This is a genomic window from Microcoleus sp. B3-A4 (genome assembly GCF_036705385.1).
GTDB lineage: Bacteria > Cyanobacteriota > Cyanobacteriia > Cyanobacteriales > Microcoleaceae > Microcoleus.
In genome coordinates, this window is the sequence record NZ_JAUBUI010000061.1 from 13,063 (window position 1) to 38,694 (window position 25,632).

Consider the following 25,632-nt stretch of genomic DNA (forward strand, 5'->3'; position numbering starts at 1 on the left):
CGTACAGCATCAGGCATGAGCATTGGGCATTGGGCTTCCGATGACAACAGTCAACTGTCAACAGTCAACTGTCAACAGTCAACTGACTTCAAACTTCCCCGAGGCGTTCTAGAGGCCAAAACCGGACTACAGCCCGGCCGATGATATTCTGCTTAGGTAAAAATCCCCACCTGCTGGAGTCGTTGCTGTTGTTGCGGTTGTCTCCCATCACAAAGTATTCATTTTCTGGGACGCGATAAGGCCCCCACTGGTATTTAGGAGGTTCGGCAATATATTTTTCAACGAGGGGTTGGTCGTTGAGATAAACTAAACCTTTTTTAACGGCGACGGTTTGACCCGGTAAGCCAATTACCCGCTTGATGAATGCTTGGTCTTGGGTAAAGCCTTGTTCTTGCAACTTTTCCGGGGGAGTAAAGACTACGATGTCGCCAGTTTTTGGAGGTTCGAGGTAGTAGGAGATTTTTTCGACTACGACGCGATCGCCCACGTGCAAAGTAGGTACCATAGAATCTGAGGGTATGTAGCGCGGTTCGGCGACCACGGCTCGAATCACTATTGCTAAACTCAAAGCAATAATCACTATCTGAAGATTTTCTCGCTGCGACTTCCACGCTTTCTGCCACCAGCTTTCAGGCGGATTTTCTGCTACTTGTGTACCCAACTTATTTTTTTCAGATGTCATGAAAGTCCTCGCTAAATAGTTGCCACTAATTATCTGATTAAGCTAATCAGCATTTAAATTGCATCTCCAGAAATAATCAAACCATGAGCTGGCTGCACAAGCGAACCCGCCCAAAATATACAATTTAAATGCTGTACAGCTTACCTTTGAAGTATGTCGCTGTTAATTACTAGATGTGAAGTGCAGGCATTCGCAAACAATCTTGAAAAGCACCTGCGTTGCATCTGTGGTTTCCCTATCAATCAAAGATTTATGTCATAACTCTCCTCTTGAGATCAACTCATAAAAAAGGCAGAGAATTTAAATTCTCTACCTTTTTTATGTGAGGATTTTGAGTTGTTCGTGACTGCGAGATTGGTTATTTCCAAACTTAACTCGCGATCGCACTTACTCAAACTTACTCAGCGCCTTGGGGCAGCAATTCTCGCTTTTGACCTTGCAGCACCTTAACAATTCCGTCCTCGCCCACATCCACAACAGCGGTGTCGCCGTCTTTGATGCGGCCAGAAAGGATTTCCTCAGCTAAACTGTCTTCCAGCAAGCGCATGATGGCGCGGCGCAGGGGTCGGGCTCCGTAGCTGGGGTTGTAGCCTTCTTCTACCAGCCGTTCTTTGAATTTTTCGGTCACTTCCAGGGTGATTCCCTGTTCTGTCAAACGACCGAACACTTCTTTGAGCATGATGACCGCGATTTCCTTGACTTCTTCCTTGTTCAACTGGCGGAAGACGATAATTTCGTCGAGTCGGTTGAGGAATTCGGGACGGAAGTAGTTTTTGAGTTCTTCGTTAACCAAAGAACGAATGCGGTTGTAATTAGCATCGGCTTGGTTGTCGCTGAACTCAAAGCCGAGGCCGCCGCCGCCTTTTTCAATCACCTTAGAACCGATGTTGGAGGTCATAATCAGCAGCGTATTTTTGAAGTCTACGGTGCGACCTTTGGCATCTGTTAAGCGGCCGTCTTCCAATATTTGCAACAGCATATTGAAGACATCGGGGTGGGCTTTTTCGATTTCGTCGAACAGCACGACGGTGTAAGGACGGCGCCGGACTGCTTCTGTGAGTTGGCCGCCTTCGTTGTAGCCGACGTAGCCCGGAGGGGAACCGATGAGTTTGGAGACGGTGTGCCGTTCCATGTACTCCGACATATCCAGCCGAATCATGGCGTCTTCTGAACCGAAGAAGTAGCCGGCTAGGGCTTTGGTGAGTTCGGTTTTGCCGACGCCGGTAGGCCCGGAGAAGATGAAACTGGCGATCGGGCGATTGGGATTTTTCAAGCCAACGCGAGCGCGACGGATGGCGCGGGAAACGGCTTTCACTGCTTCTTCCTGACCGATCAAGCGCTGGTGTAAGGTATCTTCCATGTGCAGCAGCTTTTCGGATTCGGATTCGGTCAGTTTGTTTACCGGTACGCCAGTCCAGCTTGCCACGATTTGAGCGATATCTTCTTCGGTGACAACTGGCGATGGGTCGGTTTCGCCGGTGCGGGCAGAGTCGGTTTTTTTGGCTTGGGAAATAGCGCGAATTTCGGCTTTGATGGTCATTTCCCGATCGCGCAATTCGCCTGCTTTGTCAAAGTCTTGAGAACGTACCGCTTCGTCTTTATCTTTGAGGACTTGGCGCAGTTCTTTGTCAAGTTCTTTGGCTGCGGGGGGCAGTTGCGAGTTGATCAAGCGGACTCTAGAACCAGCTTCGTCTACCAAGTCAATTGCTTTGTCTGGGAGGAAGCGATCGGAGATGTATCGGTGAGAGAGTTTGGCTGCGGCTTCCAGGGCCGTGTCCAAGATTTTCAGCTTGTGGTGCTGTTCGTAGCGTTCCCGCAGACCGAAGAGAATCTCGATCGTCTCGTCAACGGTGGGTTCGCCGACCATGACGGGCTGGAAGCGCCGTTCTAGGGCTGCATCGCGCTCGATGTGCTTGCGGTACTCGTCGAGGGTGGTAGCGCCGATACACTGGAGTTCGCCTCTTGCCAAAGCCGGCTTGAGAATGTTGGCCGCGTCGATCGCGCCTTCAGCCGCACCTGCACCTATCAAAGTGTGTACTTCGTCAATCACCAAAATCACGTTACCCGCTGTGCGGATTTCGTCCATGATTTTTTTGAGGCGCTCTTCAAATTCGCCCCGGTATTTGGTACCGGCGACGAGCAGGCCGATGTCGAGAGTGACGACGCGCTTTTCTTCGAGGATATCTGGGATGTCGTTGTTAGCGATGCGCTGGGCGAGGCCTTCGGCGATCGCGGTTTTACCGACTCCGGGTTCCCCGATGAGCACCGGGTTATTTTTGGTGCGGCGACCGAGGATTTGAATTACCCGTTCGATTTCTTTTTGGCGTCCGACTACTGGGTCTAGTTTGCCATCAACCGCCATTTGAGTGAGGTTGGCGCCGAATTCATCCAGGGTTGGGGTTTTGGTGCGGGCACCGCCGCCGGTGGCTGCGACTTCTGCGGTTTCTCCAAGCATCCGAATCACTTGGGTGCGGACTTTCGACAAGTCTACTCCCAGGTTTTCTAAGACTCTGGCCGCTACTCCTTCACCTTCGCGGATCAGGCCCAGCAGCAGGTGTTCGGTGCCGATGTAGTTGTGTCCGAGTTGGCGAGCTTCTTCGAGGGACAGTTCTAGAACCCGCTTGGCGCGGGGGGTGAACGGAATTTCGACTGCTACGAAGCCGGAACCGCGCCCGATAATTTTTTCGACCTCAATCCGAGCGTCTTTGAGGTTGACCCCCATTGATTTGAGGACTTTAGCTGCAACCCCGGTTCCTTCACCGATCAGACCCAGGAGGATCTGTTCTGTCCCTACGAAGTTGTGACCCAGGCGGCGAGCTTCTTCCTGGGCCAACATGATTACTTTTATTGCTTTTTCTGTGAAGCGTTCAAACATGATTTATTCCCATCACCTGCTGCTATGTGCCCGTTTCGAGGTCACGCTCGCACAACGAGCGTTTGTGTTCGAGTGTTAACTCGTACTGCTTATTCTAGCGCGACACTCCCAACCTATCTGCCGCACTCGGCTGCGGTTGCAGATTCCAGGCTCATGTTGCAGGGTGGCTTTCAACTGGGAAGACCCAAATGGTGGCTGACCTACAACCTCCCCTAGACTGCAAGAAGATTGCTCTTCTCGGCCCGTGCCCAACCTACGACTGCGTATTGATGGATTCTAGCATAATCTTTTTGGCTGTCATGCAGGTGCAAAAGTGATAATTCTCGAAGTACAGGCCGGGTTTTGCACAAAACTTATTAGTTAGATGGGCGATCGATCCCCTAAACTCACCCTTAAGCGGCAGCCCATCTCCCGAATATGTTGGTTTGGGAGGGCGACAGCGAGCTGGGCTTTCTTCATCTAAAATTTTGCCCCCGATTCGTTGAAGATTTGGGTATTCTTCCTGTTGTCAGTTGTGCGATCGCTCCTGATGAATTAGTGAGTGTTGCTACACTCCGAGGGGTTTGGCTCAGACTATACTCTGCACGGTCAAAGACTTTGCTTTAGTAGCAGAGTGCTTTGGTCGTTAACTCGTCTGACTTAAAAGTCTGAAACTTCTATTTTGGAAAAGAATCTAAATCCTGTTTAAGGCGTAGTGAAAGTAAATAATGAACATTAGAAACTTAGATGACTAGGTAGAAAGTACCGAAAATGGATCGATCGAAGTTACAAGTAAATTCCAGGATGCAGCCACAACAACTTCTGCAGCTTCACCAAAATAATTCAATGCAGAACAGCTAGGACGTGTCTACTTTATTCGGCACGGTGAAAGTACCAGTAACGAACGCAACATTTTTGCAGGAGTTCTAATAAATTACATTTAAAACTCAAAACTATCGATCGACCCCTGCCAGTTTTTCTGGTGGAGGCGCTCGCAAATTTGCACTTTCTCAACCGCTAAATATTGCTGAAATTCTGGTTTCTCTATGCCGCTGCGCCACATTACCAGAGCATCTTCTCCGGTGTCTTCGTAGTACCGTTTCCGCCGTCCTGCCTCTTTAAATCCAAATTTTTGGTAAAGAGAAACTGCGGCTAAATTAGATTCCCGTACTTCTAAGGTTGCCCGTTCTAATTGTCTATAGTGAGCCTTTTTTAGTAAATCCCAAAGCAGAGCTTGTCCTAAACCCTGACCTTGAAAGCGAGGATGAATTGCCAAAATTGTAATATGAGCTTCTTCTAAAATTGCCCACAGGCAACCCAAACCGATCAGGGTTGGGGTAAGTTTTGAGTTGGGAGTTGCTGGCGAGGAACTCTCAATACTGAGCGATTTTGAGTTGAGAATGCCGTTCGGCTCGATCGACTTCAGTTCGCTGTCGAATCTTTCTGATTCGCAGTCCCCGGTTTCGGATGCCCACAAACCCAGTAAATCGCTGTTAGGACTGCCTAACTCGCGCCCATAGCCTTCGATCGTCCACAGTCCGCCAAAACAGAGGCGATCGAGTTCGACTGCACTGTTGAGGTCTTCGGCGGCGAGATGTTTAATTTGTAGAAAACGCACGGCTGTAAATTGTACACTGGAAAACACAGTAGCGATTAGCTGTTTGTTGCTAGTTTTGAGTCATGACTCACAAGTCTCCAGACATTAGTCTACTGCCAACGACCAATGACTGCTGATTAATGACTGCCGACTGCTGACTGCTGATTAATGACTGCTGACTAATAACCTAGGATAGTTATTGCGCGATGGTATCAACTCAATCTTTCGGGGTCGAATCGGGACTTAAGTATCTGTCTGAGTCGAAGCCGGCCCTGCAAAATCGATCGCCCAATCAAGAACTGTTACCGCTGACAGCCAGTGTTAACAGCAGCGATCGGTTGGAAATCGGAGGCTGCGAGGTGACAGCTTTGGTGGAGCAATTTGGCTCGCCGTTGTACATTTTAGACGAAGAAACGCTGCGGGCGGCTTGTACGCAGTACCGGGATGCTTTCGGGCGTTACTATCCGGGCGAATCTCAAGTGCTCTATGCTTCTAAAGCTTGGAGTTGTTTGGCAGTTTGCGCGATCGCAGCGGACGAAGGTTTAGGGATAGATGTCGTATCCGCCGGAGAAATCCACACTGCACTGCAAGCCGGCGTCAGTCCCGACAAAATCTACTTCCACGGTAACAACAAGTCCCGCGAGGAACTCCAGCTAGCTGTCGAAAACGGCTGCACTACCGTAGCCGACAATTGGCGGGATTTAGAGACTTTAGCAGAGTTGGGAGAATTGGGTGTCAGCAGCCTCACAGGTGGGCCGACACGAGTTATGGTGCGGTTTACACCTGGAATTGAGTGTCACACCCACGAGTACATTCAGACGGGTCAAATCGACAGTAAATTTGGCTTTGATCCCAACTCGCTCGATCGAGTATTTACTTTCATCAGCCAACAGCCGTCGTTATTTTGCGTGGGAGTACACGCTCACATCGGCTCTCAGATTTTTGAACTGCAACCCCATGACGATTTAGCCGAAGTCATAGTTCAGGCCTTGACAAAAGCACAGAGTTATGGTTTGCCAGCAACAGAAATTAATATTGGCGGTGGGTTGGGCATTCGCTATACTGAAGCGGACGATCCTCCTAGCATTGAAGATTGGGCTCGTACTATTTGCAAGGCAGTGGTAGCAGCTTGCGAGCGGCAGCAATTGCCTTTGCCTAAATTGCTCTGCGAACCTGGTCGATCGCTCGTGGGTACAGCTTGCGTTACAGCTTACACAGTTGGCTCTAAAAAAGTCATTCCGGAAATGCGGACGTATATAGCTATCGATGGCGGGATGTCGGACAATCCGCGTCCTATTACCTATCAATCAGTTTATCGAGTCCTCGCAGCCGGCAAAATGTCTGCTCCCTTAACGGAAATAGTGACAATTGCTGGGAAACACTGCGAATCAGGCGATGTTCTGATTAAAGATGCCAAATTGCCAGAGTGTGGGGCCGGAGATATCCTAGCCGTTCCGGCTACAGGGGCATACAATTACAGCATGGCTTCTAACTACAACCGAGTGCCCCGACCGGCAGCGGTTTTAGTTAGAAATGGGGAAGTTAACACGATTATACAGCGGGAAACTTACCAGGATTTGCTGAGGCTTGACCGCCTTCCTGAACGACTCGGAGCTCAAAAGTTAAAAGTTAAAAGTTAAAAGTTAAAAGAAAGACAATCCATGTTTACTTAGTGATGATTGCCTTTTCACTTTTAACTTTTGCCTTGTTCAGTCACGCGATTAGATTGACACTCCCCGGTCTAAAAACACGGGGATTTTCAGCATATTCCTTATAACAACTGTTCATGGTTCATGGGTTCGAGTGCATCACGGTTCGCGGTTCACAGGCGGTAGCGTTCGATGAACCATGAACAATCAACAATCTGGCTTTGACTTGACCCTCGTTCAGTCCTTATTGATTCAAGGGATCGATATTGGACTGGTTTTTGCCCTTGCGTATTTGGTGCTCGTCATTGTTGGCGAGCGCAGAACGCTGTGGATGGTACGGGGATTTATTATTTTGATGCTGGCGGCGGCGCTGAGCAACTGGGCTGGATTGAGGCTGTTGCACGTTGCCCTCAACAGCTTGGTGACTGGTTCGGCTGTGGCAATGGCGGTAATATTGCAGTCGGAGTTTCGCCGATTTCTGGAACAATTGGGTCGGGGGGAATTTCGGCAATTGTTTGGACGCGATCGCCGACCAAATCCCGAACCGGACAGCGTAATAGATGAAATTGTGGACGCAGTAAAAGAACTTTCGCAAAACCGCACGGGCGCTTTACTAATTATAGAAACAGATTCTCCGATCGACGATCGAGATTTTTCGGTGCCGGGACTAAAGCTAAATGCTGAAGTTTCTAAAGAATTGTTGCAGACAATCTTTCAGCCGCAAACTTTGCTGCACGACGGAGCTGTTTTGATTCGAGGTTCGCGGATCGTGTCGGCGGGGGTAATTTTGCCTTTGTCCGATCGCAGTGCGTCGCGGCAGTTGGGAACCCGCCACCGGGCGGCGATGGGGATTACGGAACGGGTGCAAGTTTGCGTGTGCGTGGTGGTGTCGGAGGAAACGGGTTCTATTTCTTTAGCCCAGATGGGAACTTTAAATCGACCTTTGACTAGCAGCAAACTTAAGGAATTGCTGGAAGCAAAGCTGTTTCCGTCCGAGGGAGAAAGAGTTGTGGCTCCAATTCCGATCGGCAATCTCGGACGCCAGATAGGATTGAAGGGAGTGACGCTATTAAAACGGATACTGCGCCGTTAGTCGGGTAATCGGGAGAAACCATGAGTCAAGGAATTTGCTTGGAAAAGTTGCCGGAGGATCTGCAACAGGAACTACTGCCTAAGCACATAGCAGTGATTATGGACGGGAACGGGCGCTGGGCTAAGAATAAGGGGTTGCCGCGGATTGCGGGGCACCGCCGAGGAGCTAGCACTCTGAAGGAACTGCTGCGCTGCTGCAAAGATTGGGGGATTCCAGCTTTAACGGCCTATGCTTTTTCGACGGAGAATTGGGGGCGGCCGGCCGGAGAGGTCGATTTTTTAATGAGTTTGTTTGAGGGAAAGCTGCGGCAAGAATTGCGGGAGATGGTGGACGAGGACGTGCAAATTCAATTTATGGGGAATTTGCAGGCTTTGCCGAAGTCTTTGCAAGCCGAAATCGAGCGTTCTGTGACGGCCACTCAGCACAATCAGGGGATTTTGTTTACGGTGGCGACGAATTACGGGGGGCGTCAGGAGATTGTACAAGCTTGTCGGGCGATCGCCACTCAGGTGAAAGAGGGCAAGTTGCAGCCGGAGGAGATTGATGAGGTTTTATTTAAACGCTATTTGTATACTGCTGATGTTTGTGACCCGGATTTACTGATCCGGACGAGCGGGGAAATGCGGTTGAGCAATTTTCTACTATGGCAAATGGCTTATTCCGAAATTTACATTACTGAGACGCTGTGGCCGGATTTTGATCGATCGGAGTTTCACCGCGCTTTGTCTACTTATCAGCAACGCAACCGCCGATTTGGCAAAGTCTAACGATTTTGGATTTTAGATTTTAGATTTTTTGGTTGATTTTTCAGTTTCCAAGTAGGTGTGGATTCTGAGGGAGCATCTCCATGAAAGTAAAAAACGTTTTTACGCCACCTGCCAGCGACCTGCCCAGCAAAATACAGCAAGCGTCCCACTCGCAATCCCATGTAAATGCTTGCACGGTTAATGCTTTTTACCTGGATTCCCCATCTAAAATCTCATACCAATTTCACTCATCTCCCTCTCAACATAACAATTTTAGATTTGAGATTGGAGGACAAATCTCAAATCTAAAATCTAAAATCTAAAATCAAATTAGGGACCGGAGAAAACGGCCGCTTCAATGTCCTGACGTGAGAGGGAGTATTTGAATGCTCGCTGAATGTCTTGGCCGTCGGCTCCAGCATCGATGTAGCGGACGGTGAGTTGGTCAATATCGAGAGAGAGTTCTGCTTTCCATGTAAGTTGCTCGATCTGCCAGCAGTGAAGTTCTCGCCGATCTTGCTGGCAGCCGCGGCTTTTGAGCCACTGCTCGATTTCCGGGAGTGGATGGTTGTACAAAGGAGTGTCAGCGGAAGGAAGAGTCATGGGATTTTAGATTTTAGATTTTAGATTTTAGATTGGGGATTTCGGATTGAGAATTTCCGATTTTAGATTGGAGATTTGAGATTTGAGGCTTTAATTGCCGCGAATTAAGCCGATCGCGATCGCGAGTACCAAACATCCGATTAAGCTAGCTCCCATGATAAACAGAGCGAACATTTCTCCGGGGGAAAGAGGCCGATCAGTAGGATCTAGGTAAGCGGAGTTGTAAGTTTTTTTGTCAGCTCCCGAAACCGGAGTATTGAAGCCTGGGGGTTGCCCAATCACGTTCTGGCGAGAATAGCCTATTTTGAGGTCGTAGGCGAGGCGACGTTCTGGGTTGCTGAGGGTGGCGTAGGCGTTGTTGAGCTGCTGAAATTTGGCGGTGGCGACTGCGGGCGGCAGCTCGGTGGTATCGGGATGGTAGAGTTTGCTCAGTTCCCGGTACGATCGCCGAATTTCGATCGCTGAGGCTGAAGGATGCAGCCCTAACAAGCTGTAATGAGTCGAACCCAAGGGGGTTTTTCCGGGTATTTTTTGACTTTTGTTTTTTGCAGTTGCCTCGTTTCCTGCCACCGAAGCCCCTCTCTGCCTATTGTTAATAATATTTGGTTATTTTAGCGGAAATCTGAAGGAAGAGGAATTAACCGCAGAGGGCGCGGAGAACGCAGAGGGAAGAGGGAAGAATTCTAAATTCTCCCGTTCTTTGGCTATTTCTGCTGTCACGCGGTTTTTTATTCTTTATTGGGGTTGACTTTTTCGGAGGAATGTGAATTGACTAGGGCTAGCACTGGAGCGTCGGTGGGTTCTGGTCGATCGATACTGTGTTCGCCGTCGGTGGGAAGTGGGCAAGAAATCAGTTCTGTGACGATGCGATCGCCCAGAGCGTCTTCCCAATCCTGCAACTGTTCTCTGGCTTTGATCGGTGTATTGAGAGCCACGTCTACGCCCATTTGCTGAAGGTTGAGGCTGTGGGCTGTCGATCGGCGGTTTACCCACTCCACCAGCCAAACGCTCAATCCGACTGCTGCCATCAAAGGCAAGACAATCCGGTAATCGCGGGTTAATTCAAACATCAACAGGATGGCTGTCAGCGGCGCTCTGGCGCTGCCGGCGAGGACGGCGGCCATTCCCACCATGGCGTAGGCGGGAGGGCCGGCGACTCGATCGCTCATTGCCGGCAGCATTTCCAAGAAGAGCCCGTAAGCCGAACCCAGGGAAGCTCCCAAAAACATCGCCGGAGCGAAGATGCCGCCCACTAAACCGCTGCCGAGGCTGATTGCTGTCATCGCCAGTTTGACAAACAGCAGCAGCAGCAGCAAAGGCAAGGAAAATTTAACATCTTGGAGCATTGCTTGGACTGTTTCGTAGCCGACACCCAAAATTTGAGGCAATTGCAGGGCGACTAAGCCGACGCAGGCCCCGCCGACGATCGGGTGAAGCGGCCGGGGCACTCGTCCGAGCCAAGCAAATCCTCGGAGTTTTCCTTGAAAACAGCGATCGGCCAATTGAATTGCTTCTGTGTAGACTAGAGACACTCCGCTCGCCAAAAGTCCCAATCCCATGTACAAAGGTAGTTCTAGGGGGCTGCGGACATCGTAAACCGGCAACGCAAAAGCCGGCTGAGCTCCCAAGCAGATTTGAGCGATGAGCGCCGAAACTACGGCGGAGAGCAAGACAACGCTGACTGAGGAAGTGGCGAAGGTGCTGCCGAGCACGACTTCTAAAGCAAAGAACACTCCGGCAATGGGAGAGTTAAACCCGGCAGATAAACCCGCAGCAGCTCCGGCGCCCAGGAGCAAGCGCTGCCGTTCAGGGGAGAGCTGTAAGACTTGAGCCAGCAGCATTCCGAAGTTGGCGCCGATTTCGACGCTGGGGGCTTCCGGGCCGAGGGAGGCGCCGGTGCCGAGGGAAACTGAGGCTGCCACCATTTTGGTGATGGGTTTAAGGGGGGAGAGTTCTTGCAGGCCGCGGGTGGCTGCAATTAAGGAAGACATATTCGGGCCAAAGTCCCGAAACCGCCAGCGCATCAGCCCGATGATGACTCCGCCGAAGGTGGGAATGCAGGCTAGCGTCCAAGAGCCTTTCGACGCGATCGCCCCCATGAAGTCTTCCAGCATCAGGCTGTGGATGAAGTGGATGAGGTAGTGAAACGTGACGACGCCTGCGCCCGTAACTCCCCCGATGACTAGGGAGAGGATGAGCAAGAGGGTTTCTGGGCTCGGGTGCAGGCGATTGAATAGCGGGCTTAGGCGGGAGGCTTGGGGAGTTGCTGCGGTTGGCCCGGGTGGCGGCAGATCCACAGGATGGGTGGCTCTCATTTAGCGGTTAATTCTTCCGTGAGGAGTTATATAATTATTACAATTTATTTCTTATTTTCATTTTGAGTTATTTTACGGGAATTGACAACTTAATTAAGGCCTATTTTAGGGAAATTTTTTGGGCTGACCACTGGGGTGGAATGACTGATTCTGAGGAGCGGCGGATTTGGCGTGATTGTATGCTAAGTTACATTCAAACTTAGATATACTCTGGCGATAATGCTAATCAACTATATTTACCCTGTGGGTGGTTAGGCCGATCGCATCAGTGAACTACCAATATCATATAACTCAGTAAAAAACAACTTTCAAATTAAAGAAGTGGCGATTTGAGATTTTACCTTACAACCACAAATCTCAAATCTCCAATTTTAAATCCCTCGCTCGCGCCTACTATCACATGGGTTGTTGAGTGGGCGGAATTCTTGGTCTGGGTTTAGCGATCGACATTAGCGGATCGCCGATGGTGGCGACTTTCCAGGGAGGGGATTCTAGCTGGCGTGCTGCGATTAAAAAGGGTGAGCCTCGCTTCAGGCGATCGACCATTAATTTAGGTGGAATAAAGGCAGATAAAAAAGGTTCGTTGACGCTGCCAATATATGCGTAAGCACCATTTTCTAGCCACCTTCCGGCAACCGTGTTGTTGTCATCTGGGGCGGCTGCTGACCAACTGTGGATCATGTGGATTGCTGCGGGAAATAGGAGTTTTGGTATGTCCTCAACTGAAGCGTCGCCGTTGCCGACTTGGAATGATTTGGGATAGCCTTTGGAATTCATTAATATTAAGTCAAATGTCCACGGTTTTGAGGCTAAACTCCGCCACTTTTCCAGACTAGATTCTGGTTTCTGCACTACTTCGACATTCAAACCTATGGTTTTTAGTCCGCTAGCGGCGACCTCCATTTCATATTTCGCCCAATTTCCTTCCTTGGGGTAACTGTCATAAAGCATGGCGGTTTCGGTATCGAGAAATATGGCACACATGGCTTGATAGATCGATCGTACCTCGGAACCGTAAATCCAGCCGACAGCCGCCCAGCGTTCGCCGTTCGGGTGCCGTCCCAAACCGTCGGTAACGGCTAGTTGTTCGTCTGGTTTTTCAGGAGATTGATATTTGACTGCTAGTTGGCGTACAATAGTTATTGTGTCGATCGGGTCGGCGAGTTGAGAGTAAAAATATCCGGTTGATTCGACAGCTTTTTTAATTGCTGTTTGCAGAGTTTTCCACTGTGTGTTATTGAGGGTATCGTTTGGTTTTCCGAAGTTGCCTTCTAGAAATACTAAAGGTTGGCCGTGAGCGGCTGCTAAGGCAACTGCTGCTGAGCGTGCGGGGTCGTTTTCTGATGTGATTACTACTCCTGGGGGCTCCCAGCCGAGTTGCTTCCATTGTGCTTTTAAGGTTTGAGTATCGGTGGCCTTCCAAGCTGCTGCTGAGGCGTTCAGCATTAATTGTTGGAGTTTTTGATTTTTTGGCAGTTGCTGTTTGATGCTTGGCAAACGCACTATTTCTTCGGGTTTAAAGCGCTGCAAAAACATGGGCGCATATTTTTTGTCTTCAATGAGAATAGGCCAGTTTCCTTTGAGATTCCATTTTTGGATGGCTGCTAAGAATGTGGCTTCGTCGGGTACTAAAATTACGCGGTTGACTGTTGGTATATTGTCGCGAACGATGGCTGCTCGGATGCCTGTTTGAATGGGCCAGGGTTCTTGTTTGGCTGAGGCGGGAAGTTGAAAGGGTTTTTTGAGAAAGCTGCACGCTGTTAATTGCTGTGATAAGCATAAAAATAGTGTTAATGCTAGCAGTAGAATTTGTATTTTTTTGTTATATTTCATTTTTTAGCCGCAGATTGAAGCAGATTAACGCGGATTAACGAGATGCAGAGGGGATGTGTTAATAGATTCCGGGAATTAGTTTTTTGACTCGCTGGCTGTATTCTGAATAGGCTGGATATTTTTTTGTTAACCAGGCTTCTTCGCGATTGGCTTTGATGTCGAAAAATATTATTAATAGTGCGCTGGCTATTAAGTGGGATATGCTCATTTGAAAAAGTGTCCAGCCGAGGGCTGCTAAAATTAAGCCGCTGTATAATGGATGCCGCACTATTCCGTAAATGCCTGTTTGGACTAATTCTCCGTCTTCTCTGGGATATGGTAAAGGTGTGAGGTTTTTTCCTAAGTCTATCAATCCTTTGATGATGAAAATTAATCCGGTTAAGCCTAGAATACTGGCCATAAACCAGATAATATAAAGTAAGTGGGTTGATTGAATTTTTAATCCTGGCAGTTGATAAACTGGTAAGATTACAAATCCTGTGAGCAATCCTCCTTGAAGCAAAACTAAATATTCGCCGCGGCTGTTATTGCGCCAGCCTTCGCGCGTGAAGCCCCAGTCAGTTAAAATTTTCATAATAGAAGGAAGAAGGGAGAAGAAAGTGAACTGTAGGTTGGGTAGAGTGAAGTAAAACCCAACCTACGGTGAACAGCGAACAGTCAACAGTCAACAGTCAACAATTAACAAATTTATTCTCGCCAGGGACGAGTCATTAATTCTAGTTGGTTAACTTCATCTTCGCTCAAATTCCAGCCTAATGCCCCTGCATTTTCTTGGGCTTGTTTGGCGGTTTTGGCGCCGGGAATGGGGATGACTCCGTTTTGGCATATCAACCAGTTGAGGGCTACTTGGGCGGGGGTGCGATCGCGCTTTCTGCCCATTTTCCGCAGGGTAGACATGACTAATTCAATTTTTTCCAGGCCGCTTTTGCTGAAGCGGGAGTCCATTTTGCGGGCTCCTGTAGGTTGTTCTTGGGCTGTGTATTTGTCGGTAAGCAATCCTTGGGCTAAGGGGCTGTAAGCTAAAATTGTGACTCCCAATTCGCGGGCTGCACTCACAATTCCTTGTTTTTCTACTTGCCGCGACAGCAAGGAGTAACGGACTTGATTTGTTGCTAGGGGAACGCCTTTTGCTGCTAGTATTTTGTGGGCTTGCCGCATCTGTTCTACTGAATAGTTGCTGACTCCTACTGCTTGAATTCTGCCTTGTTTTACTTCATCCGCTAAGGCGTTCATCAGGGTTTCTTGACTCAATAAAAAAGTGAAGGGCCAGTGCACTTGGTAGAGGGCTATTTGTTCTACTTGCAAGCGTTTTAAGCTGGCACTCAAAGCGTCGGAAACTGATTTTCCTGTAATCCGCCAAGGTACGGGGCCGAATTTGGTGGCTATTTGCACGGGTTGGGTGGTTTTTTTGAGAAACTGCCCCAGTAATTCTTCTGACAAGCCGTTACCGTAGACTTCGGCTGTGTCGAAAAAGTTGACTCCGCTGTCTAGGGATGTTTTGAATGCTGCTTCGACTTCGGCGGCGCCGTAGTTGCTGCCGTAGTTCCAAAATAGTTTGTCGCCCCAAGCCCAAGTTCCGACGCACAGGGGAATGACGGCTGGGCCATTTTGTCCTAGGGTAATGGTTGTCACGGTTGGTAAATCCACAATTCTTTATTGTCTATTATTTTTCTATAAATAGTCGCGATCGATCTTCTAGCCGGGGGAGGAAACGCGGCTGGTGGCGAGTATGTCAGTTACTATAAATTCAAATGCTGTGTTTATTTGAATAGCTATGTCGATCGACCGTTTGCCAGATTCAAGATTAACAGATTCCGCGACTGCTGCTCTCAAGAGAGTTTCCCTCCTGACTATGTTCCGGTTGGGTTTGTTTCAGATGGGATTGGGCATGATGTCGATTTTGACGCTGGGGGTGCTCAATCGCGTCATGATTAAGGAGTTGGCGATTCCGGCTACTGTGGTGGCGGGTACGCTGGCGATGCACCAGTTTGTCGCCCCGGCTAGGGTGTGGTTTGGGCAAATGTCTGATGCTAAGCCTTTGTTTGGCCATCACCGCACGGGTTATGTGTGGGTAGGAAGCGTTTTGTTTGTGATTTCTGCTTTTTTGGCGGTACAGGTGATGTGGCGCTTGGGCGGCAGTTTGGAGGCTGTGGGGTGGACTACTCCTACTTACGGTTGGGTGGGTTTGTTGGGTTTGATTTTTGGGCTTTACGGTATTGCTATTTGTTCGAGCTCGACTCCTTTTGCTGCTTTGTTGGTGGATGTTTCGGATGAGGAGGATCGCTCAAAGTTGGTGGGTGTGGTGTGGTCGATGCTGATGGTTGGTATTATTATCGGGGCGATTATTAGCAGCGGTTTGCTGAAGCAAATTGATGGGGATGTGTCGCGGGAAGTATTGCAGGCTTCGATTAACGGTTTGTTTGTGAAAGTGCCGGCGCTTGTTTTATTTTTGGTGGGGATTGCGACTTTTGGGGTTGAGAAAAAGTATTCGCGGTACAAAGTGCGATCGTCGGCAGTGAATCGAGAAGATAAAATTACTCTGGGAAGTGCGCTGCGGATTTTGACTGCTAGCCGCCAAACCGGTTTGTTTTTTACTTTCCTGCTGATTATGACAATTTGCTTGTTTATGCAGGATGCGGTTTTGGAACCTTACGGCGGGGAAATTTTTAAGATGGAGATTTCGGAAACTACTCGCTTAAATGCTATTTACGGTACTGGTACTCTGATCGGTTTGAGCGCTACTGGTTTTTTAATTGTGCCGCGAATTGGCAAGCAAAATACGATTAGGTTGGGCTGTTTGTCGGTGGCTGCTTGTTTTGGTTTAATTATTTTATCTGGATTTACAGGAAATCCAATTGTGTTTAAGTCGGCTTTAATGTTGTTTGGTTTAGCTTCGGGAATTACGACGACTGGTGCGCTGAGTTTGATGTTGGATTTGACTGCTGCAGAAACTGCTGGCACTTTTATTGGCGCTTGGGGTTTGTCGCAGGCGATGGCGCGTGGTGTGGCGACGGTTAGCGGCGGTGCTATTTTGGATTTGGGCAGAAGTTTGTTTGGGGTGCCGATGTTGGCTTATGGATTGGTGTTTGCTGTGCCGGCGGTGGGTATGATTCTGGCTGTTTGGTTGTTGGGTAGGGTCGATGTTGGGGAGTTTCAGGATAATGCTAAAAGTGCGATCGCCACTATTCTTGAAAATGAATTAGACTGATGTTTTGTCAGTTGGTCGGTGTCAGTTGTCAGTTGGCCTGTGGCAGTTGTTAGTTCCACTACTCAATAACCAATAACTAATAACCAATAACTAATGACTAATTTTTGGGATTCTATTTTAAGTTTTGCACGACGGGTTACTGTCGAGAAAGTCGGACAGAAGTTGTTGCAAGATTTCGGTTCCGTGCAAGCGGATGAGAAGGATGACGGCAGTTTGGTTACGAAATCCGATAATTGGGCGGATGCGGAGATTAGAAGTGCGATCGCATCTGCTTTTCCCACTCACGGGATTTTAAGTGAGGAAGGCGAACAGGTTTTCCCCGATACTGAATGGTGTTGGGTTGTTGATCCTTTGGATGCTACAACTAATTTTGCTAGGGGAATTCCGATTTGGGGTATTTCTTTGGGTTTGTTGTATCGCGGAACTCCGGTTTTTGGCTACGTGCATTTGCCGCCAATTAATCAGTCTTTTCACGGTTTTTGGGCCCCTGATTTTGCGGGCGGCGTGTTTGACAATATGCCTCAAGGTGCGTTTTTAAACGGGCAGCACATTCGGCCGACTGCTGATAAAATGAGCGGCAATCATTTTTTTAATTTGTGTTCGCGGAGTGTGGGAATCGGGCCTCATCTTCCGAGTAAAGTTCGGATGTTGGGCATGGCTAGTTACAATTTTTTGACTGTGGCTTCGGGTGTGGCTATGGGAGGGGTGGAAGCGACTCCGAAAATTTGGGATATTGCGGGGAGTTGGGTAATTGTGAAGGCTGCTGGTGCGGTTTGGTTGCCGCTGGAATCCCAGGGTATTTTTCCACTGGAAGTGGGGAAGAATTACGGTAGGATTTCTTATCCAACTTTGGTGATGAATCGGCAGGAGTTGGTGTCGGTGTTTTTGCCGTTTGTGGAGGCTTGGAAGAAGAAAAAAATGGGGTGATTTGTGTGAAGCGAAGCTATGCCGTAGGAAATCGAACAATTATTAAATAAAACTGCAGGGCAGGCGTGACGGAGGAGTCTCCCACGCCTGCCGTGCTGTTTGGAAGAAATATACCGACCGATGACCGATGGTTCAAGTATGCCTACTCTCGTCTATTTCTGCCAATCTGCGATCGGGTGGTTTTGTTTTACGTCGATCGGGTGATGCGGTGCTGGTACAATTTGTGGTAATTCTTGAACTCGCTATTATATCTGAGAAATAAAATTATACCCGTTTTCAAGTAGAGGCACAAGGGAAAATAGATTTACTGCGGTGTTGGAAAAAGTAGATGAGTGGTATGGCTAGGTCGAAGAGTTAGCCTGTGGGAAGATACAAGGATAAACTTTGGAAGCAACTCGGAAAAGTCTGCGGTTGGCGATCGAACTAATCTCGATACCACAATTTCAGGGATTCACCAGACGGATGATTTTCTAAGTGCAATTCTCAAGCGCGACTACTCGTTTTAGCAGGTGCTGAGTCGGGATATCCGGTGAATGTCATGTTAATTTGGGGGTGAGAATAACAGTCAATCGAGTCCGATCGTAGCAATTGGGCGACACGATCGCACTTGATGCAGCCAGCCAAATAACAGATGCTGGGATTGGGACACAACATTGCTGTGTCCCAACTGCAAAATGAGTTTATTGCTTCAGGCGATTAATTTCGACAGCACATTAGACAACTTAGCACCGAGATTTTCAACAGAGTCCTGCTGTTTGGGATCTTTCATCGTACCGTCAGCATTAAATGCTTCAAAAGCTTGGGGAATTGCTTTCTGATCGGGGAGTACCAATACGTTAATATTTCCCAGGATAGATCGCAAATGAACCAATCCCCGCAAACCGCCGATTCCGCCTGGGGAAGCACTCATAATTACCGCTACTTTGCCAGTAAATGCCACCAATCCCGGTTCACCCGGTGCTGGGCGCGATACCCAATCGATCGCATTTTTCAACACAGGCGTAATTGAACTGTTATACTCAGGGGAAGCTATCAAAAACCCGTCATGCGCTACCATCAATTCCTTCAATTGCCGAGCATTTTCTGGCATTCCCTCTTTGGCTTCTAAATCTTCGTCAAATAGCGGCATGGGTAAATCGCGCAAATCTAAATATGTAACTTCTGCACCCGCCGCCGTAGCCCCAGCCGCCGCAACTTTTACCAGCAGTTTGTTATAGGATGCTTCGCGGGTACTTCCGGCAAATGCAAGTATTTTTGGTCTGTTTGTCATTGATTTTTTCCTGCTTATTGTTTCCGCGTGTAATTGTACTATTTCGAGTGATTCCAAACAAAGTCAGCAATGGGTTTATCTGCCGACAAAACAGGATTGTCACTGGAATTGAGTAAAACCGATCGCATTTTTACATTCCCGACTCCCAAACGCCTCTCGACGCGACTGGGAATGCCGTAACCGTAAATAATGTGTCCTTTCCCCGCCAACACCACAACTTGATAGTCGGGGTTTGCTTTGACGAATTCAGCTATTTTTTCCGCCATAGTTTCGTCCCACAAAACTTGGGCTTGCAAGAATCTTTCAAAAGCCGTACTATTTCCCTGTGCTGCCTTTTGGTGTTGCTGGTAAACTTCTAGCAGCAGTTGCCGATATTCGGCGTTGTCGGTGCGAATTTCGGATATTGGGGGAATGTGCTTTTTTTCCTCGGCTGTGAGGCTTTCTAAACCTTGACTGGCAACTTTTCTCGTTACTTCGGATGGTGTATTTAAGGCGAGGACAGGTAGTTGATTTTCTTTGGCAAACCGCAAAATGGGGGCGTAAGATTCCCAGGGAAAACGCCATCTGCGATCGTACTCTGTTTGCTCGACTAATTGCTCTTCAGTCAGTTTACCTGCTAAGTAGTTGTCGATCGCGCTTTGAAAGGGACGCTGAAACATTTCCATCGCGATCGCAATTTTCCGATTTTGCTGCTGCATTTCTCGGATAATCGCCAGTTGAGCTTGGTGATCTTCCGCGCTATCGTGGGTTTCACCCAGATACACGACTTTTGCCTTCACCAACTGTTGCATAATCTCTTGGTTAGTGTAAGTTTGCCCAGGTTGAGGGTTCGCCGTCGTTTGCGCTGTTACTGCACTGCTGCACAGCAGGAAGAGACCGAGCGATAAGGCGCACAGTTTGATGAGTTTGGTTGTTTTCATACAGATATTATGCCGTTTCTCGCAGCAGCAAGCACAGCCGAACTCTACTATTTTAGCTGAGCAGCTAGAAAGCTCAATGCTTAATTTAACTTCATAATTATCCGCAGTTACTTCTAAAAATGTAAAGTTTAGTTGCAGGTACTTGCGCTTCTAAAAGAAGGTGCTAAATTAATAATATGAAGCGAACAAAAAGCTTCTCTGACAGATACAACCTCTAGATACCACAGCGAAGTTCACAATAGAATCTAAGGAGTAAAAACGCTGTTTAATCTCACATCTGTCTCATCAAAAAACAATAGCAGCACCCACCAACAAAGCTGATACTTCCTCAACTAATTAGAGGGGAGCAATGCAACTGAATCCGAGGATTATTGCAACTCCACATCGAAGTTGAAAAAAGAGGAAATCACTCGGTAAATATGGCTGGGTGCTGTTGTTGTTAAAAGAAATTTTCGGTTTGTGATGTTTTTTTTCAGTAGAGGCAGAGCCTCTAGATATGCGTTACCGGGCAGAGCCGGGTAACGAGCATAAAAGGAGAAAAACTAGAAAATTACTGGAAAATTGTCTCGTCTTCCTTCCGCCACGCGGGATCGACGATACAAATAAATATTAGGGGCTCCGTGCCACAGTTGTAAATAAACTGCTTGGCGTTTGGGGGAATGTAAACTGCATCTCCGGCTTCCACGAATTGATTTTCGTCATCGATGTGCATTTCTCCAACGCCGCTGAGGATGTAGTAAACTTCAGAAGTAGTCAGGGAGTGCAGCGCAGAAGTTTGTCCCGGTGGCAAAGTGGCGTGGGCTAAACTGTAACGCAAATCCACAGCTTGTTTGTCTGGATGCAGCAATTCTCGAAGTTGAGTACCGTAGCCAGCAATAAACTCGTCGCAGGCATTTAGCTTTTAAATTAGCATTCTTTCCGCACTCCTTAAAATCTCTTTACCACAACTTAAGTTTAATTGAAAGAGCCAGAGATGTTAAGAAATATGTAAAGCGGCGGCCGGATTTTTTAACCGTAAATTCCCGAATGCCCTCGATAATCAGGACAGTCGATCGCATCTTCAGATAAAGCTATAGTAGGCTGAACGGGACACTTGAGGTGGTAGTCGCCGGTGAAAAATACGCAGTTAGCACAAGGGATTTGGTGCATCCGCTGAGCTCGACGCAGGGAGTCGGTGACAGCACGCCCGACACTCAAAAAAAGCAAAAAAACTAAACCCCAGGCGGACACAAAACACAGCGGGACTAAAATAGGCTGTATTGCCTTGAGCAAAAAGTAAAGCATAGCAAGAAAATTTAGCGGTATAAGCCACACATACATTACAGTAGTGGAATTGCCGATCGATCGAGCAAAAAGTTTAGAATCCTTTACAGCTCGATCGAGAAACCGGGCAATTATGGCATGATAAGGAACAGTCCTTAAATAAAATTAGAGGAAATCAGTTATGACTCTGCGATTAGGCGATACAGTTCCCAACTTTACCCAAGCTTCGTCCGAAGGCGAAATCAATTTCTACGACTGGGCTGGGGATAGCTGGGTCGTGTTGTTTTCTCACCCGAAAGACTATACTCCAGTTTGCACCACAGAACTCGGTGCAGTGGCCCGTCTAAAGTCTGAATTTGAAAAGCGGGGCGTCAAAACCATTGCCCTCAGCGTCGATGATGTGGATTCTCACATGGGCTGGATTAAAGATATTGAGGAAACTCAAAACGTCACCCTCAATTATCCGATTTTAGCAGATGGCGATCGTAAAGTCTCCGACATTTACGATATGATCCATCCTAACTCGCTGAATAACTTAACAATCCGCACAGTTTTTGTGATTGACCCGCAAAAGAAATTGCGTTTGAGCATTACTTATCCGGCGAGCACTGGTCGGAATTTTAATGAGATTTTGCGAGTAATTGATTCCTTGCAACTTACCGACAAATACAGCGTTGCGACTCCGGTTGATTGGAAAGACGGCGACGATTGCGTCATCGTACCTTCGATTACCGACCCGAAAGAGTTGGAAGAGAAATTTCCTAAAGGTTATACGCCGATTAAGCCTTATTTGCGGATGACTCCTCAGCCGAATAAATAGGTTTAACATTTCTGGACGCAGAACCTAATTATGTAAGGTGTGCAGTGCACACCTTACCTCTAGAATTCGCGTGTCAAACCAGCTTGTAGTTAGGACTTGAGTCCTTAATAAGGATTTTTGATGGCTAAAGTCCTCACTACAAACAAAGAAATTGTGCAATCTTGTGTAAACACTTTAGATTTGAGGAAAGGCAAAATGCTGTCATCAACAATTGTGTTGCGAATACCGCCCAAATTGCAAATGACAGACGACGAGTTTTTCGAGTTCTGTCAAATCAATAGTGAGTTACGCATTGAACGCAACAAATCGGGAGAATTGCTAATTATGCCTCCTACTGGTGGAACAACAGGAAATCGCAGCGGTAGCGTCTTTGGAGAGTTGTATATTTGGGCCGGGCAAGATGGAACCGGTATTTGTTTTGACTCCAGTACGGGATTTAAGCTTGCAATGGGTGACAAGTCTCCAGATGCCTCGTGGATTAAACTGGAACGGTGGAATGCTTTATCTCAAGAACAGCAAGATAAATTCGCACCTATTTGCCCCGATTTTGTAGTAGAACTCAGGTCGGCTTCTGACAATCTCAAGCCATTGCAAGACAAAATGCAAGAATATATGAGAGAACCGGGAGTGCAGTTAGGCTGGTTAATTGACCGCAAAAATCGCAGAGTTTATATTTACCGTCCCGGTTTGCCAGAGGAATGTTTGGAGAATCCGGCTACAGTTAGCGGCGACCCCGTTTTGCCGGGATTTGTACTCAATATGAGCAAGATTTGGTAGAACTGGTAGCAATAAATATCAACTTATTGTAAAAATTAATAATAGGATGCAAATAGGCAAAAAATATGGATATCAAAAACGGCTTTGTAGGCACAATCGGCAACACACCACTAATTCGCTTAAATAGCTTCAGCGATGAAACTGGCTGCGAAATTCTCGGTAAAGCAGAGTTTCTCAATCCCGGCGGTTCCGTTAAAGATAGGGCTGCTTTATACATCATCAAAGATGCAGAAGAAAAAGGCTTGCTGAAACCGGGCGGCACTGTTGTTGAAGGTACTGCCGGCAATACTGGCATCGGTTTAGCCCACATTTGCAACGCTAAAGGTTACAAATGTTTGATCGTGATTCCCGATAACCAATCTCAAGAAAAAATCGATGCTTTGAAAACCTTGGGCGCTGAAGTTCGGACTGTTCCCGCTGTCCCTTACAAAGACCCGAATAATTATGTCAAATTGTCGGGAAGATTGGCTTCGGAAATGGAGAATGCAGTCTGGGCAAATCAGTTTGACAATTTAGCCAATCGCCGAGCTCATTACGAGACTACTGGCCCGGAAATTTGGGAACAAACAAACGGGAAAATAGATGCTTGGGTAACAGCTACCGGTACCGGCGGCACTTTTGCTGGGGTAGGAATGTTTTTGAAAGAAAAAAATCCTGCTGTGAGAATTGTCTTGGCAGACCCGATGGGCAGCGGGCTTTACAGTTATTTCAAAACTGGGGAAATTAAGACCGAAGGTAGTTCGATTACGGAGGGAATTGGCACCACCCGCATCACTGCAAATATGGAGAATGCCCCGGTAGATGACGCCATCCAAATTCACGATACTGAAGCTGTCCGGGTGATTTACCAACTGCTGAGGAAAGAAGGGCTGTTTATGGGCGGTTCTGTGGGGATTAATGTGGCGGCGGCCGTGGCTTTGGCGAAGCAAATGGGGCCAGGACATACGATTGTTACGGTACTCTGCGACGGCGGGGCTCGGTATCAGTCGCGTTTGTTCGATCGACAATGGTTGGCTTCCAAAGGCTTGTCACCAGATTAATCCTAGGGTGCGCTGAATTCTTAAGCTGTCCCGCATCTAAATTGTATTTTTCGGGCGGGCGGGACACCCCACAATAATTTTATCCAACTCTACTCATTACCAGGCTCTGCCTCGAATTTTCCTCTGCAAGCAAGGCTCTTTCTCTGGAAATCTGTTCTCCGGCTCTGCCTGGGAACCAGTTAAAATTCGAGTATATATGGCCACACCTACCCGCATGATAAAAAAATATCAGAGATGTAGCAGATTGTCAAGTAAAAAAACATGAAAATAACAGAATCTTCTAGGCAAGTTCTTGTTTGCCAAAACCGCACTTGTCGCAAGCAAAATTCACCAAAGGTACTGGCAGCTTTTCAGAAATTGTCGCCATCAGAAGTTGAAGTTGTTGCTAGCAGTTGTTTGGGACAGTGCGGCAACGGGCCGATGGTGTTGGTGCTGCCAGAAGAGGTTTGGTACAATGGTGTTTGCCCTGAAGAAGTTGCGGCCATAACTGAGCAACATTTGCGGGGAGGAAAGCCGGTGGAGAGGATGCTTTATCGCAAGTTTCACCGACTTTCTAATTAGTCGATCGCCCGCCTTTAAAATTCTTCGGCAAACAACCGGCGGAGAATTTCCGTGACTTCGGCGCAAAATCTGGCGTCGAGTTCGATCGCCAAGCGATCGACACTGCTGGAACCGCCTACAGGTTTTTCTGCCCGCAAAGTCATGGCTAAAGTTCTGAGTTTTGCCGGCTTTCCCGCCGCCTTCGGCCGCTCGTCAACAAACCGCACTAAAGCCACATAAACTGTTTCTAGGGTTCCCCTGATCGAGCTGAGTCCGTAACCCAATTTTGAGATAATAACTGGAGAAGTGATGAGGCTATCCATCCCCAAAGTTTTAATTGCTACGTCCACATATCGAGCGCTGTCATGTCCCATTGCTCTGACAATGCTTTCTAAGCTGTTCCACTGAGATGCTTTCATGCGCGATCGCTGTTCGATGTGGAAGTGCCATCCTAACATGGAAATTAGCCTGGTCAAGTCATAAGCAGATACGGAATTTTTTTGTTTGGTGCTATTTACTGCGGCACTTAAAAGCACTTGTTTTTTGGTGAGATCGAATATTTTTGGGTTGTTGAGATAAGGAATTTCGCCGTAATCGCCGCGAAAAATTAGCTCGTTATTGCCAGTAGCGCTTTTCAGCCATTGCTCTAGTCCTATGCGAGTATCGAAGCGTTTGAACATCGCAGCTAAGGAGTTTGAACTTGCTATAGTGGAGGCATAGTTAACCATGTCTTTTGCTACGTCGTAAAAGTAAAAATCGTGTTTTTGCCCGTTGCCATCTCTAACAACGCAGTTGTCAATGTCGCAGTCGGGATATTTGCTATTTATTTGACTGACGATATTAAGGAGTGCGATAATTTTAGTGGCACTCCACTGCTCAGCATTGGTAAGTGCGTTTTTTCCCAGCCACTGCGCCTGAATTTTGCCCTCTACAAAAGTACCAATGCAAACGCAGGCTTCTTTGATGTCTGCGTGGAGGAAACTTAAAGCTTGAGAGTTAATTTGAGGTAGTTCTCCCAGGCTGGGAAATGGGGTAGGTTTGAGGGGATTATTGGGGCCGGGAATAGAGCTAATTACTTTTAAGCCGTCGGGTTTCTGTTTGAGATAATCGGGATAGTTTTTAATTTCTTGTTGGTAAGGGGATTTTTCAATTCCCCGGTCTAAAAAAGCTAGTTTGTTGATGTTAGCTTTGGCATCTATTTCCATTTGGAGGTAGTTTTTGTAGATGCGCGCTCGGTCTTTTGCGAGTTCGAGGGAGGTGAGGTTCATGATAATATTTGGCAGTTTGTTACGAATAAGTAAATCACTATACTAGGATTTACGCAAACAAACCGGGTTGCTGTGCAAAATTTTGGGTTGGGCAACGAAAAATTAATGAAGAAATCGGCCTTCAGAGAGTAACTGCGTCCAGGACTATATATCAATGGCACTGAAAAAGTGAACTCAAAAAAATCTGTAAGGCAATATATATATAGATCATTGCCTTACAAACACAA

The 25,632-nt window shown here is 47.6% G+C and carries 25 protein-coding genes; 10 read left to right on the top strand and 15 right to left on the bottom strand.

What is annotated here, in order from left to right:
• Positions 1-88: 88 nt before the first annotated feature.
• From lepB to rimI, 3 genes are all read right to left on the bottom strand, one after another.
• The gene (lepB, locus tag QUB33_RS21080; protein ID WP_333353730.1) at positions 89-682 is read right to left on the bottom strand and encodes a signal peptidase I; all 594 of its coding nucleotides are present in this window, start codon (positions 680-682) and stop codon (positions 89-91) included.
• Positions 683-1,079: 397 nt separating this feature from the next.
• Positions 1,080-3,557: an ATP-dependent Clp protease ATP-binding subunit gene (locus QUB33_RS21085; RefSeq protein ID WP_006632591.1), complete on the bottom strand. Its 2,478-nt coding sequence runs from the start codon at positions 3,555-3,557 to the stop codon at positions 1,080-1,082.
• Positions 3,558-4,476: 919 nt separating this feature from the next.
• Complete coding sequence (gene rimI / locus QUB33_RS21090; RefSeq protein ID WP_333353733.1) at positions 4,477-5,154, bottom strand: ribosomal protein S18-alanine N-acetyltransferase; 678 nt, start codon at positions 5,152-5,154, stop codon at positions 4,477-4,479.
• Positions 5,155-5,339: 185 nt separating this feature from the next.
• On the opposite strand from rimI, the gene lysA reads away from it, so the two are divergent.
• The 3 genes from lysA (at position 5,340) to QUB33_RS21105 (ending at position 8,642) form a co-directional block, all read left to right on the top strand.
• Positions 5,340-6,773: a diaminopimelate decarboxylase gene (gene lysA, locus QUB33_RS21095; RefSeq protein ID WP_333353735.1), complete on the top strand. Its 1,434-nt coding sequence runs from the start codon at positions 5,340-5,342 to the stop codon at positions 6,771-6,773.
• A 208-nt stretch (positions 6,774-6,981) separates the two neighbouring features.
• Complete coding sequence (gene cdaA / locus QUB33_RS21100; protein ID WP_333353738.1) at positions 6,982-7,875, top strand: diadenylate cyclase CdaA; 894 nt, start codon at positions 6,982-6,984, stop codon at positions 7,873-7,875.
• Between the two features lie 20 nt (positions 7,876-7,895).
• Complete coding sequence (locus tag QUB33_RS21105; protein ID WP_172185480.1) at positions 7,896-8,642, top strand: isoprenyl transferase; 747 nt, start codon at positions 7,896-7,898, stop codon at positions 8,640-8,642.
• Between the two features lie 309 nt (positions 8,643-8,951).
• Here QUB33_RS21105 and QUB33_RS21110 read toward each other — a convergent pair whose 3' ends face one another.
• The 6 genes from QUB33_RS21110 to QUB33_RS21135 all read right to left on the bottom strand — a co-directional run bounded on the left by QUB33_RS21110 (position 8,952) and on the right by QUB33_RS21135 (position 15,004).
• A complete protein-coding gene (locus QUB33_RS21110; RefSeq protein WP_333039717.1) occupies positions 8,952-9,224 on the bottom strand; it encodes a DUF3143 domain-containing protein in 273 nt (90 codons plus the stop codon).
• Positions 9,225-9,314: 90 nt separating this feature from the next.
• Positions 9,315-9,794: a J domain-containing protein gene (locus tag QUB33_RS21115; protein ID WP_333353741.1), complete on the bottom strand. Its 480-nt coding sequence runs from the start codon at positions 9,792-9,794 to the stop codon at positions 9,315-9,317.
• A 158-nt stretch (positions 9,795-9,952) separates the two neighbouring features.
• Positions 9,953-11,539: a chloride channel protein gene (locus tag QUB33_RS21120; RefSeq protein ID WP_333353745.1), complete on the bottom strand. Its 1,587-nt coding sequence runs from the start codon at positions 11,537-11,539 to the stop codon at positions 9,953-9,955.
• A gap of 396 nt (positions 11,540-11,935) precedes the next feature.
• The gene (locus QUB33_RS21125) at positions 11,936-13,372 is read right to left on the bottom strand and encodes a hypothetical protein (protein WP_333353748.1); all 1,437 of its coding nucleotides are present in this window, start codon (positions 13,370-13,372) and stop codon (positions 11,936-11,938) included.
• A gap of 58 nt (positions 13,373-13,430) precedes the next feature.
• Positions 13,431-13,946, bottom strand: coding sequence for an isoprenylcysteine carboxylmethyltransferase family protein (locus tag QUB33_RS21130; RefSeq protein ID WP_333353751.1), 516 nt, complete (start codon positions 13,944-13,946; stop codon positions 13,431-13,433).
• Positions 13,947-14,059: 113 nt separating this feature from the next.
• Positions 14,060-15,004 (bottom strand): aldo/keto reductase, encoded by a 945-nt coding sequence (locus QUB33_RS21135; protein ID WP_333353754.1) that lies wholly within the window; start codon positions 15,002-15,004, stop codon positions 14,060-14,062.
• 142 nt (positions 15,005-15,146) lie between these two features.
• Between QUB33_RS21135 and QUB33_RS21140 the strand changes: the two genes are divergently transcribed.
• The 3 genes from QUB33_RS21140 (at position 15,147) to QUB33_RS21150 (ending at position 17,769) form a co-directional block, all read left to right on the top strand.
• Positions 15,147-16,580 carry a BCD family MFS transporter gene (locus tag QUB33_RS21140; protein ID WP_333353757.1) on the top strand — a complete coding sequence of 478 codons (1,434 nt, stop codon included), beginning with the start codon at positions 15,147-15,149 and terminating at the stop codon, positions 16,578-16,580.
• Positions 16,581-16,673: 93 nt separating this feature from the next.
• The gene (locus QUB33_RS21145) at positions 16,674-17,507 is read left to right on the top strand and encodes an inositol monophosphatase family protein (protein WP_333353760.1); all 834 of its coding nucleotides are present in this window, start codon (positions 16,674-16,676) and stop codon (positions 17,505-17,507) included.
• A gap of 127 nt (positions 17,508-17,634) precedes the next feature.
• Positions 17,635-17,769, top strand: coding sequence for a hypothetical protein (locus tag QUB33_RS21150; protein WP_333353763.1), 135 nt, complete (start codon positions 17,635-17,637; stop codon positions 17,767-17,769).
• 221 nt (positions 17,770-17,990) lie between these two features.
• Here QUB33_RS21150 and QUB33_RS21155 read toward each other — a convergent pair whose 3' ends face one another.
• From QUB33_RS21155 to QUB33_RS21175, 5 genes are all read right to left on the bottom strand, one after another.
• Positions 17,991-18,161, bottom strand: a complete 171-nt coding sequence (locus tag QUB33_RS21155) for a hypothetical protein (protein ID WP_333353766.1) — start codon at positions 18,159-18,161, stop codon at positions 17,991-17,993.
• A 34-nt stretch (positions 18,162-18,195) separates the two neighbouring features.
• Entirely contained in the window at positions 18,196-18,777 is a 582-nt protein-coding gene (locus tag QUB33_RS21160) for an NAD(P)H-dependent oxidoreductase (protein WP_333353769.1), read from the bottom strand.
• 38 nt (positions 18,778-18,815) lie between these two features.
• Entirely contained in the window at positions 18,816-19,697 is an 882-nt protein-coding gene (locus QUB33_RS21165) for a ChaN family lipoprotein (RefSeq protein ID WP_333353773.1), read from the bottom strand.
• Between the two features lie 550 nt (positions 19,698-20,247).
• A complete protein-coding gene (locus tag QUB33_RS21170; RefSeq protein WP_333353776.1) occupies positions 20,248-20,544 on the bottom strand; it encodes a cupin domain-containing protein in 297 nt (98 codons plus the stop codon).
• A gap of 161 nt (positions 20,545-20,705) precedes the next feature.
• Positions 20,706-20,981 (bottom strand): hypothetical protein, encoded by a 276-nt coding sequence (locus QUB33_RS21175; protein ID WP_333173128.1) that lies wholly within the window; start codon positions 20,979-20,981, stop codon positions 20,706-20,708.
• Between the two features lie 160 nt (positions 20,982-21,141).
• Between QUB33_RS21175 and QUB33_RS21180 the strand changes: the two genes are divergently transcribed.
• The 4 genes from QUB33_RS21180 to QUB33_RS21195 all read left to right on the top strand — a co-directional run bounded on the left by QUB33_RS21180 (position 21,142) and on the right by QUB33_RS21195 (position 24,158).
• Entirely contained in the window at positions 21,142-21,780 is a 639-nt protein-coding gene (locus QUB33_RS21180) for a peroxiredoxin (RefSeq protein ID WP_190661218.1), read from the top strand.
• Positions 21,781-21,975: 195 nt separating this feature from the next.
• Positions 21,976-22,557: a Uma2 family endonuclease gene (locus QUB33_RS21185; protein ID WP_333353791.1), complete on the top strand. Its 582-nt coding sequence runs from the start codon at positions 21,976-21,978 to the stop codon at positions 22,555-22,557.
• A 65-nt stretch (positions 22,558-22,622) separates the two neighbouring features.
• A complete protein-coding gene (locus tag QUB33_RS21190; RefSeq protein WP_333353778.1) occupies positions 22,623-23,597 on the top strand; it encodes a cysteine synthase A in 975 nt (324 codons plus the stop codon).
• A 261-nt stretch (positions 23,598-23,858) separates the two neighbouring features.
• Complete coding sequence (locus QUB33_RS21195) at positions 23,859-24,158, top strand: (2Fe-2S) ferredoxin domain-containing protein (protein ID WP_333353781.1); 300 nt, start codon at positions 23,859-23,861, stop codon at positions 24,156-24,158.
• Between the two features lie 14 nt (positions 24,159-24,172).
• Here the strand turns inward: QUB33_RS21195 and QUB33_RS21200 are convergent, their stop codons facing one another.
• The gene (locus QUB33_RS21200) at positions 24,173-25,405 is read right to left on the bottom strand and encodes a hypothetical protein (protein ID WP_333353784.1); all 1,233 of its coding nucleotides are present in this window, start codon (positions 25,403-25,405) and stop codon (positions 24,173-24,175) included.
• Positions 25,406-25,632 lie beyond the last annotated feature (227 nt).

What these genes read in the sequence shown, in the direction of transcription:
- lepB (WP_333353730.1), bottom strand. Translation starts at nt 682, where the DNA reads ATGACATCTGAAAAAAATAAGTTGGGTACACAAGTAGCAGAAAATCCG.
- QUB33_RS21085 (WP_006632591.1), bottom strand. Translation starts at nt 3,557, where the DNA reads ATGTTTGAACGCTTCACAGAAAAAGCAATAAAAGTAATCATGTTGGCC.
- lysA (WP_333353735.1), top strand. Translation starts at nt 5,340, where the DNA reads ATGGTATCAACTCAATCTTTCGGGGTCGAATCGGGACTTAAGTATCTG.
- cdaA (WP_333353738.1), top strand. Translation starts at nt 6,982, where the DNA reads ATGAACAATCAACAATCTGGCTTTGACTTGACCCTCGTTCAGTCCTTA.
- QUB33_RS21105 (WP_172185480.1), top strand. Translation starts at nt 7,896, where the DNA reads ATGAGTCAAGGAATTTGCTTGGAAAAGTTGCCGGAGGATCTGCAACAG.
- QUB33_RS21110 (WP_333039717.1), bottom strand. Translation starts at nt 9,224, where the DNA reads ATGACTCTTCCTTCCGCTGACACTCCTTTGTACAACCATCCACTCCCG.
- QUB33_RS21120 (WP_333353745.1), bottom strand. Translation starts at nt 11,539, where the DNA reads ATGAGAGCCACCCATCCTGTGGATCTGCCGCCACCCGGGCCAACCGCA.
- QUB33_RS21125 (WP_333353748.1), bottom strand. Translation starts at nt 13,372, where the DNA reads ATGAAATATAACAAAAAAATACAAATTCTACTGCTAGCATTAACACTA.
- QUB33_RS21130 (WP_333353751.1), bottom strand. Translation starts at nt 13,946, where the DNA reads ATGAAAATTTTAACTGACTGGGGCTTCACGCGCGAAGGCTGGCGCAAT.
- QUB33_RS21140 (WP_333353757.1), top strand. Translation starts at nt 15,147, where the DNA reads ATGTCGATCGACCGTTTGCCAGATTCAAGATTAACAGATTCCGCGACT.
- QUB33_RS21145 (WP_333353760.1), top strand. Translation starts at nt 16,674, where the DNA reads ATGACTAATTTTTGGGATTCTATTTTAAGTTTTGCACGACGGGTTACT.
- QUB33_RS21150 (WP_333353763.1), top strand. Translation starts at nt 17,635, where the DNA reads ATGGTTCAAGTATGCCTACTCTCGTCTATTTCTGCCAATCTGCGATCG.
- QUB33_RS21155 (WP_333353766.1), bottom strand. Translation starts at nt 18,161, where the DNA reads ATGTTGTGTCCCAATCCCAGCATCTGTTATTTGGCTGGCTGCATCAAG.
- QUB33_RS21160 (WP_333353769.1), bottom strand. Translation starts at nt 18,777, where the DNA reads ATGACAAACAGACCAAAAATACTTGCATTTGCCGGAAGTACCCGCGAA.
- QUB33_RS21165 (WP_333353773.1), bottom strand. Translation starts at nt 19,697, where the DNA reads ATGAAAACAACCAAACTCATCAAACTGTGCGCCTTATCGCTCGGTCTC.
- QUB33_RS21175 (WP_333173128.1), bottom strand. Translation starts at nt 20,981, where the DNA reads ATGCTTTACTTTTTGCTCAAGGCAATACAGCCTATTTTAGTCCCGCTG.
- QUB33_RS21180 (WP_190661218.1), top strand. Translation starts at nt 21,142, where the DNA reads ATGACTCTGCGATTAGGCGATACAGTTCCCAACTTTACCCAAGCTTCG.
- QUB33_RS21185 (WP_333353791.1), top strand. Translation starts at nt 21,976, where the DNA reads ATGCTGTCATCAACAATTGTGTTGCGAATACCGCCCAAATTGCAAATG.
- QUB33_RS21190 (WP_333353778.1), top strand. Translation starts at nt 22,623, where the DNA reads ATGGATATCAAAAACGGCTTTGTAGGCACAATCGGCAACACACCACTA.
- QUB33_RS21195 (WP_333353781.1), top strand. Translation starts at nt 23,859, where the DNA reads ATGAAAATAACAGAATCTTCTAGGCAAGTTCTTGTTTGCCAAAACCGC.
- QUB33_RS21200 (WP_333353784.1), bottom strand. Translation starts at nt 25,405, where the DNA reads ATGAACCTCACCTCCCTCGAACTCGCAAAAGACCGAGCGCGCATCTAC.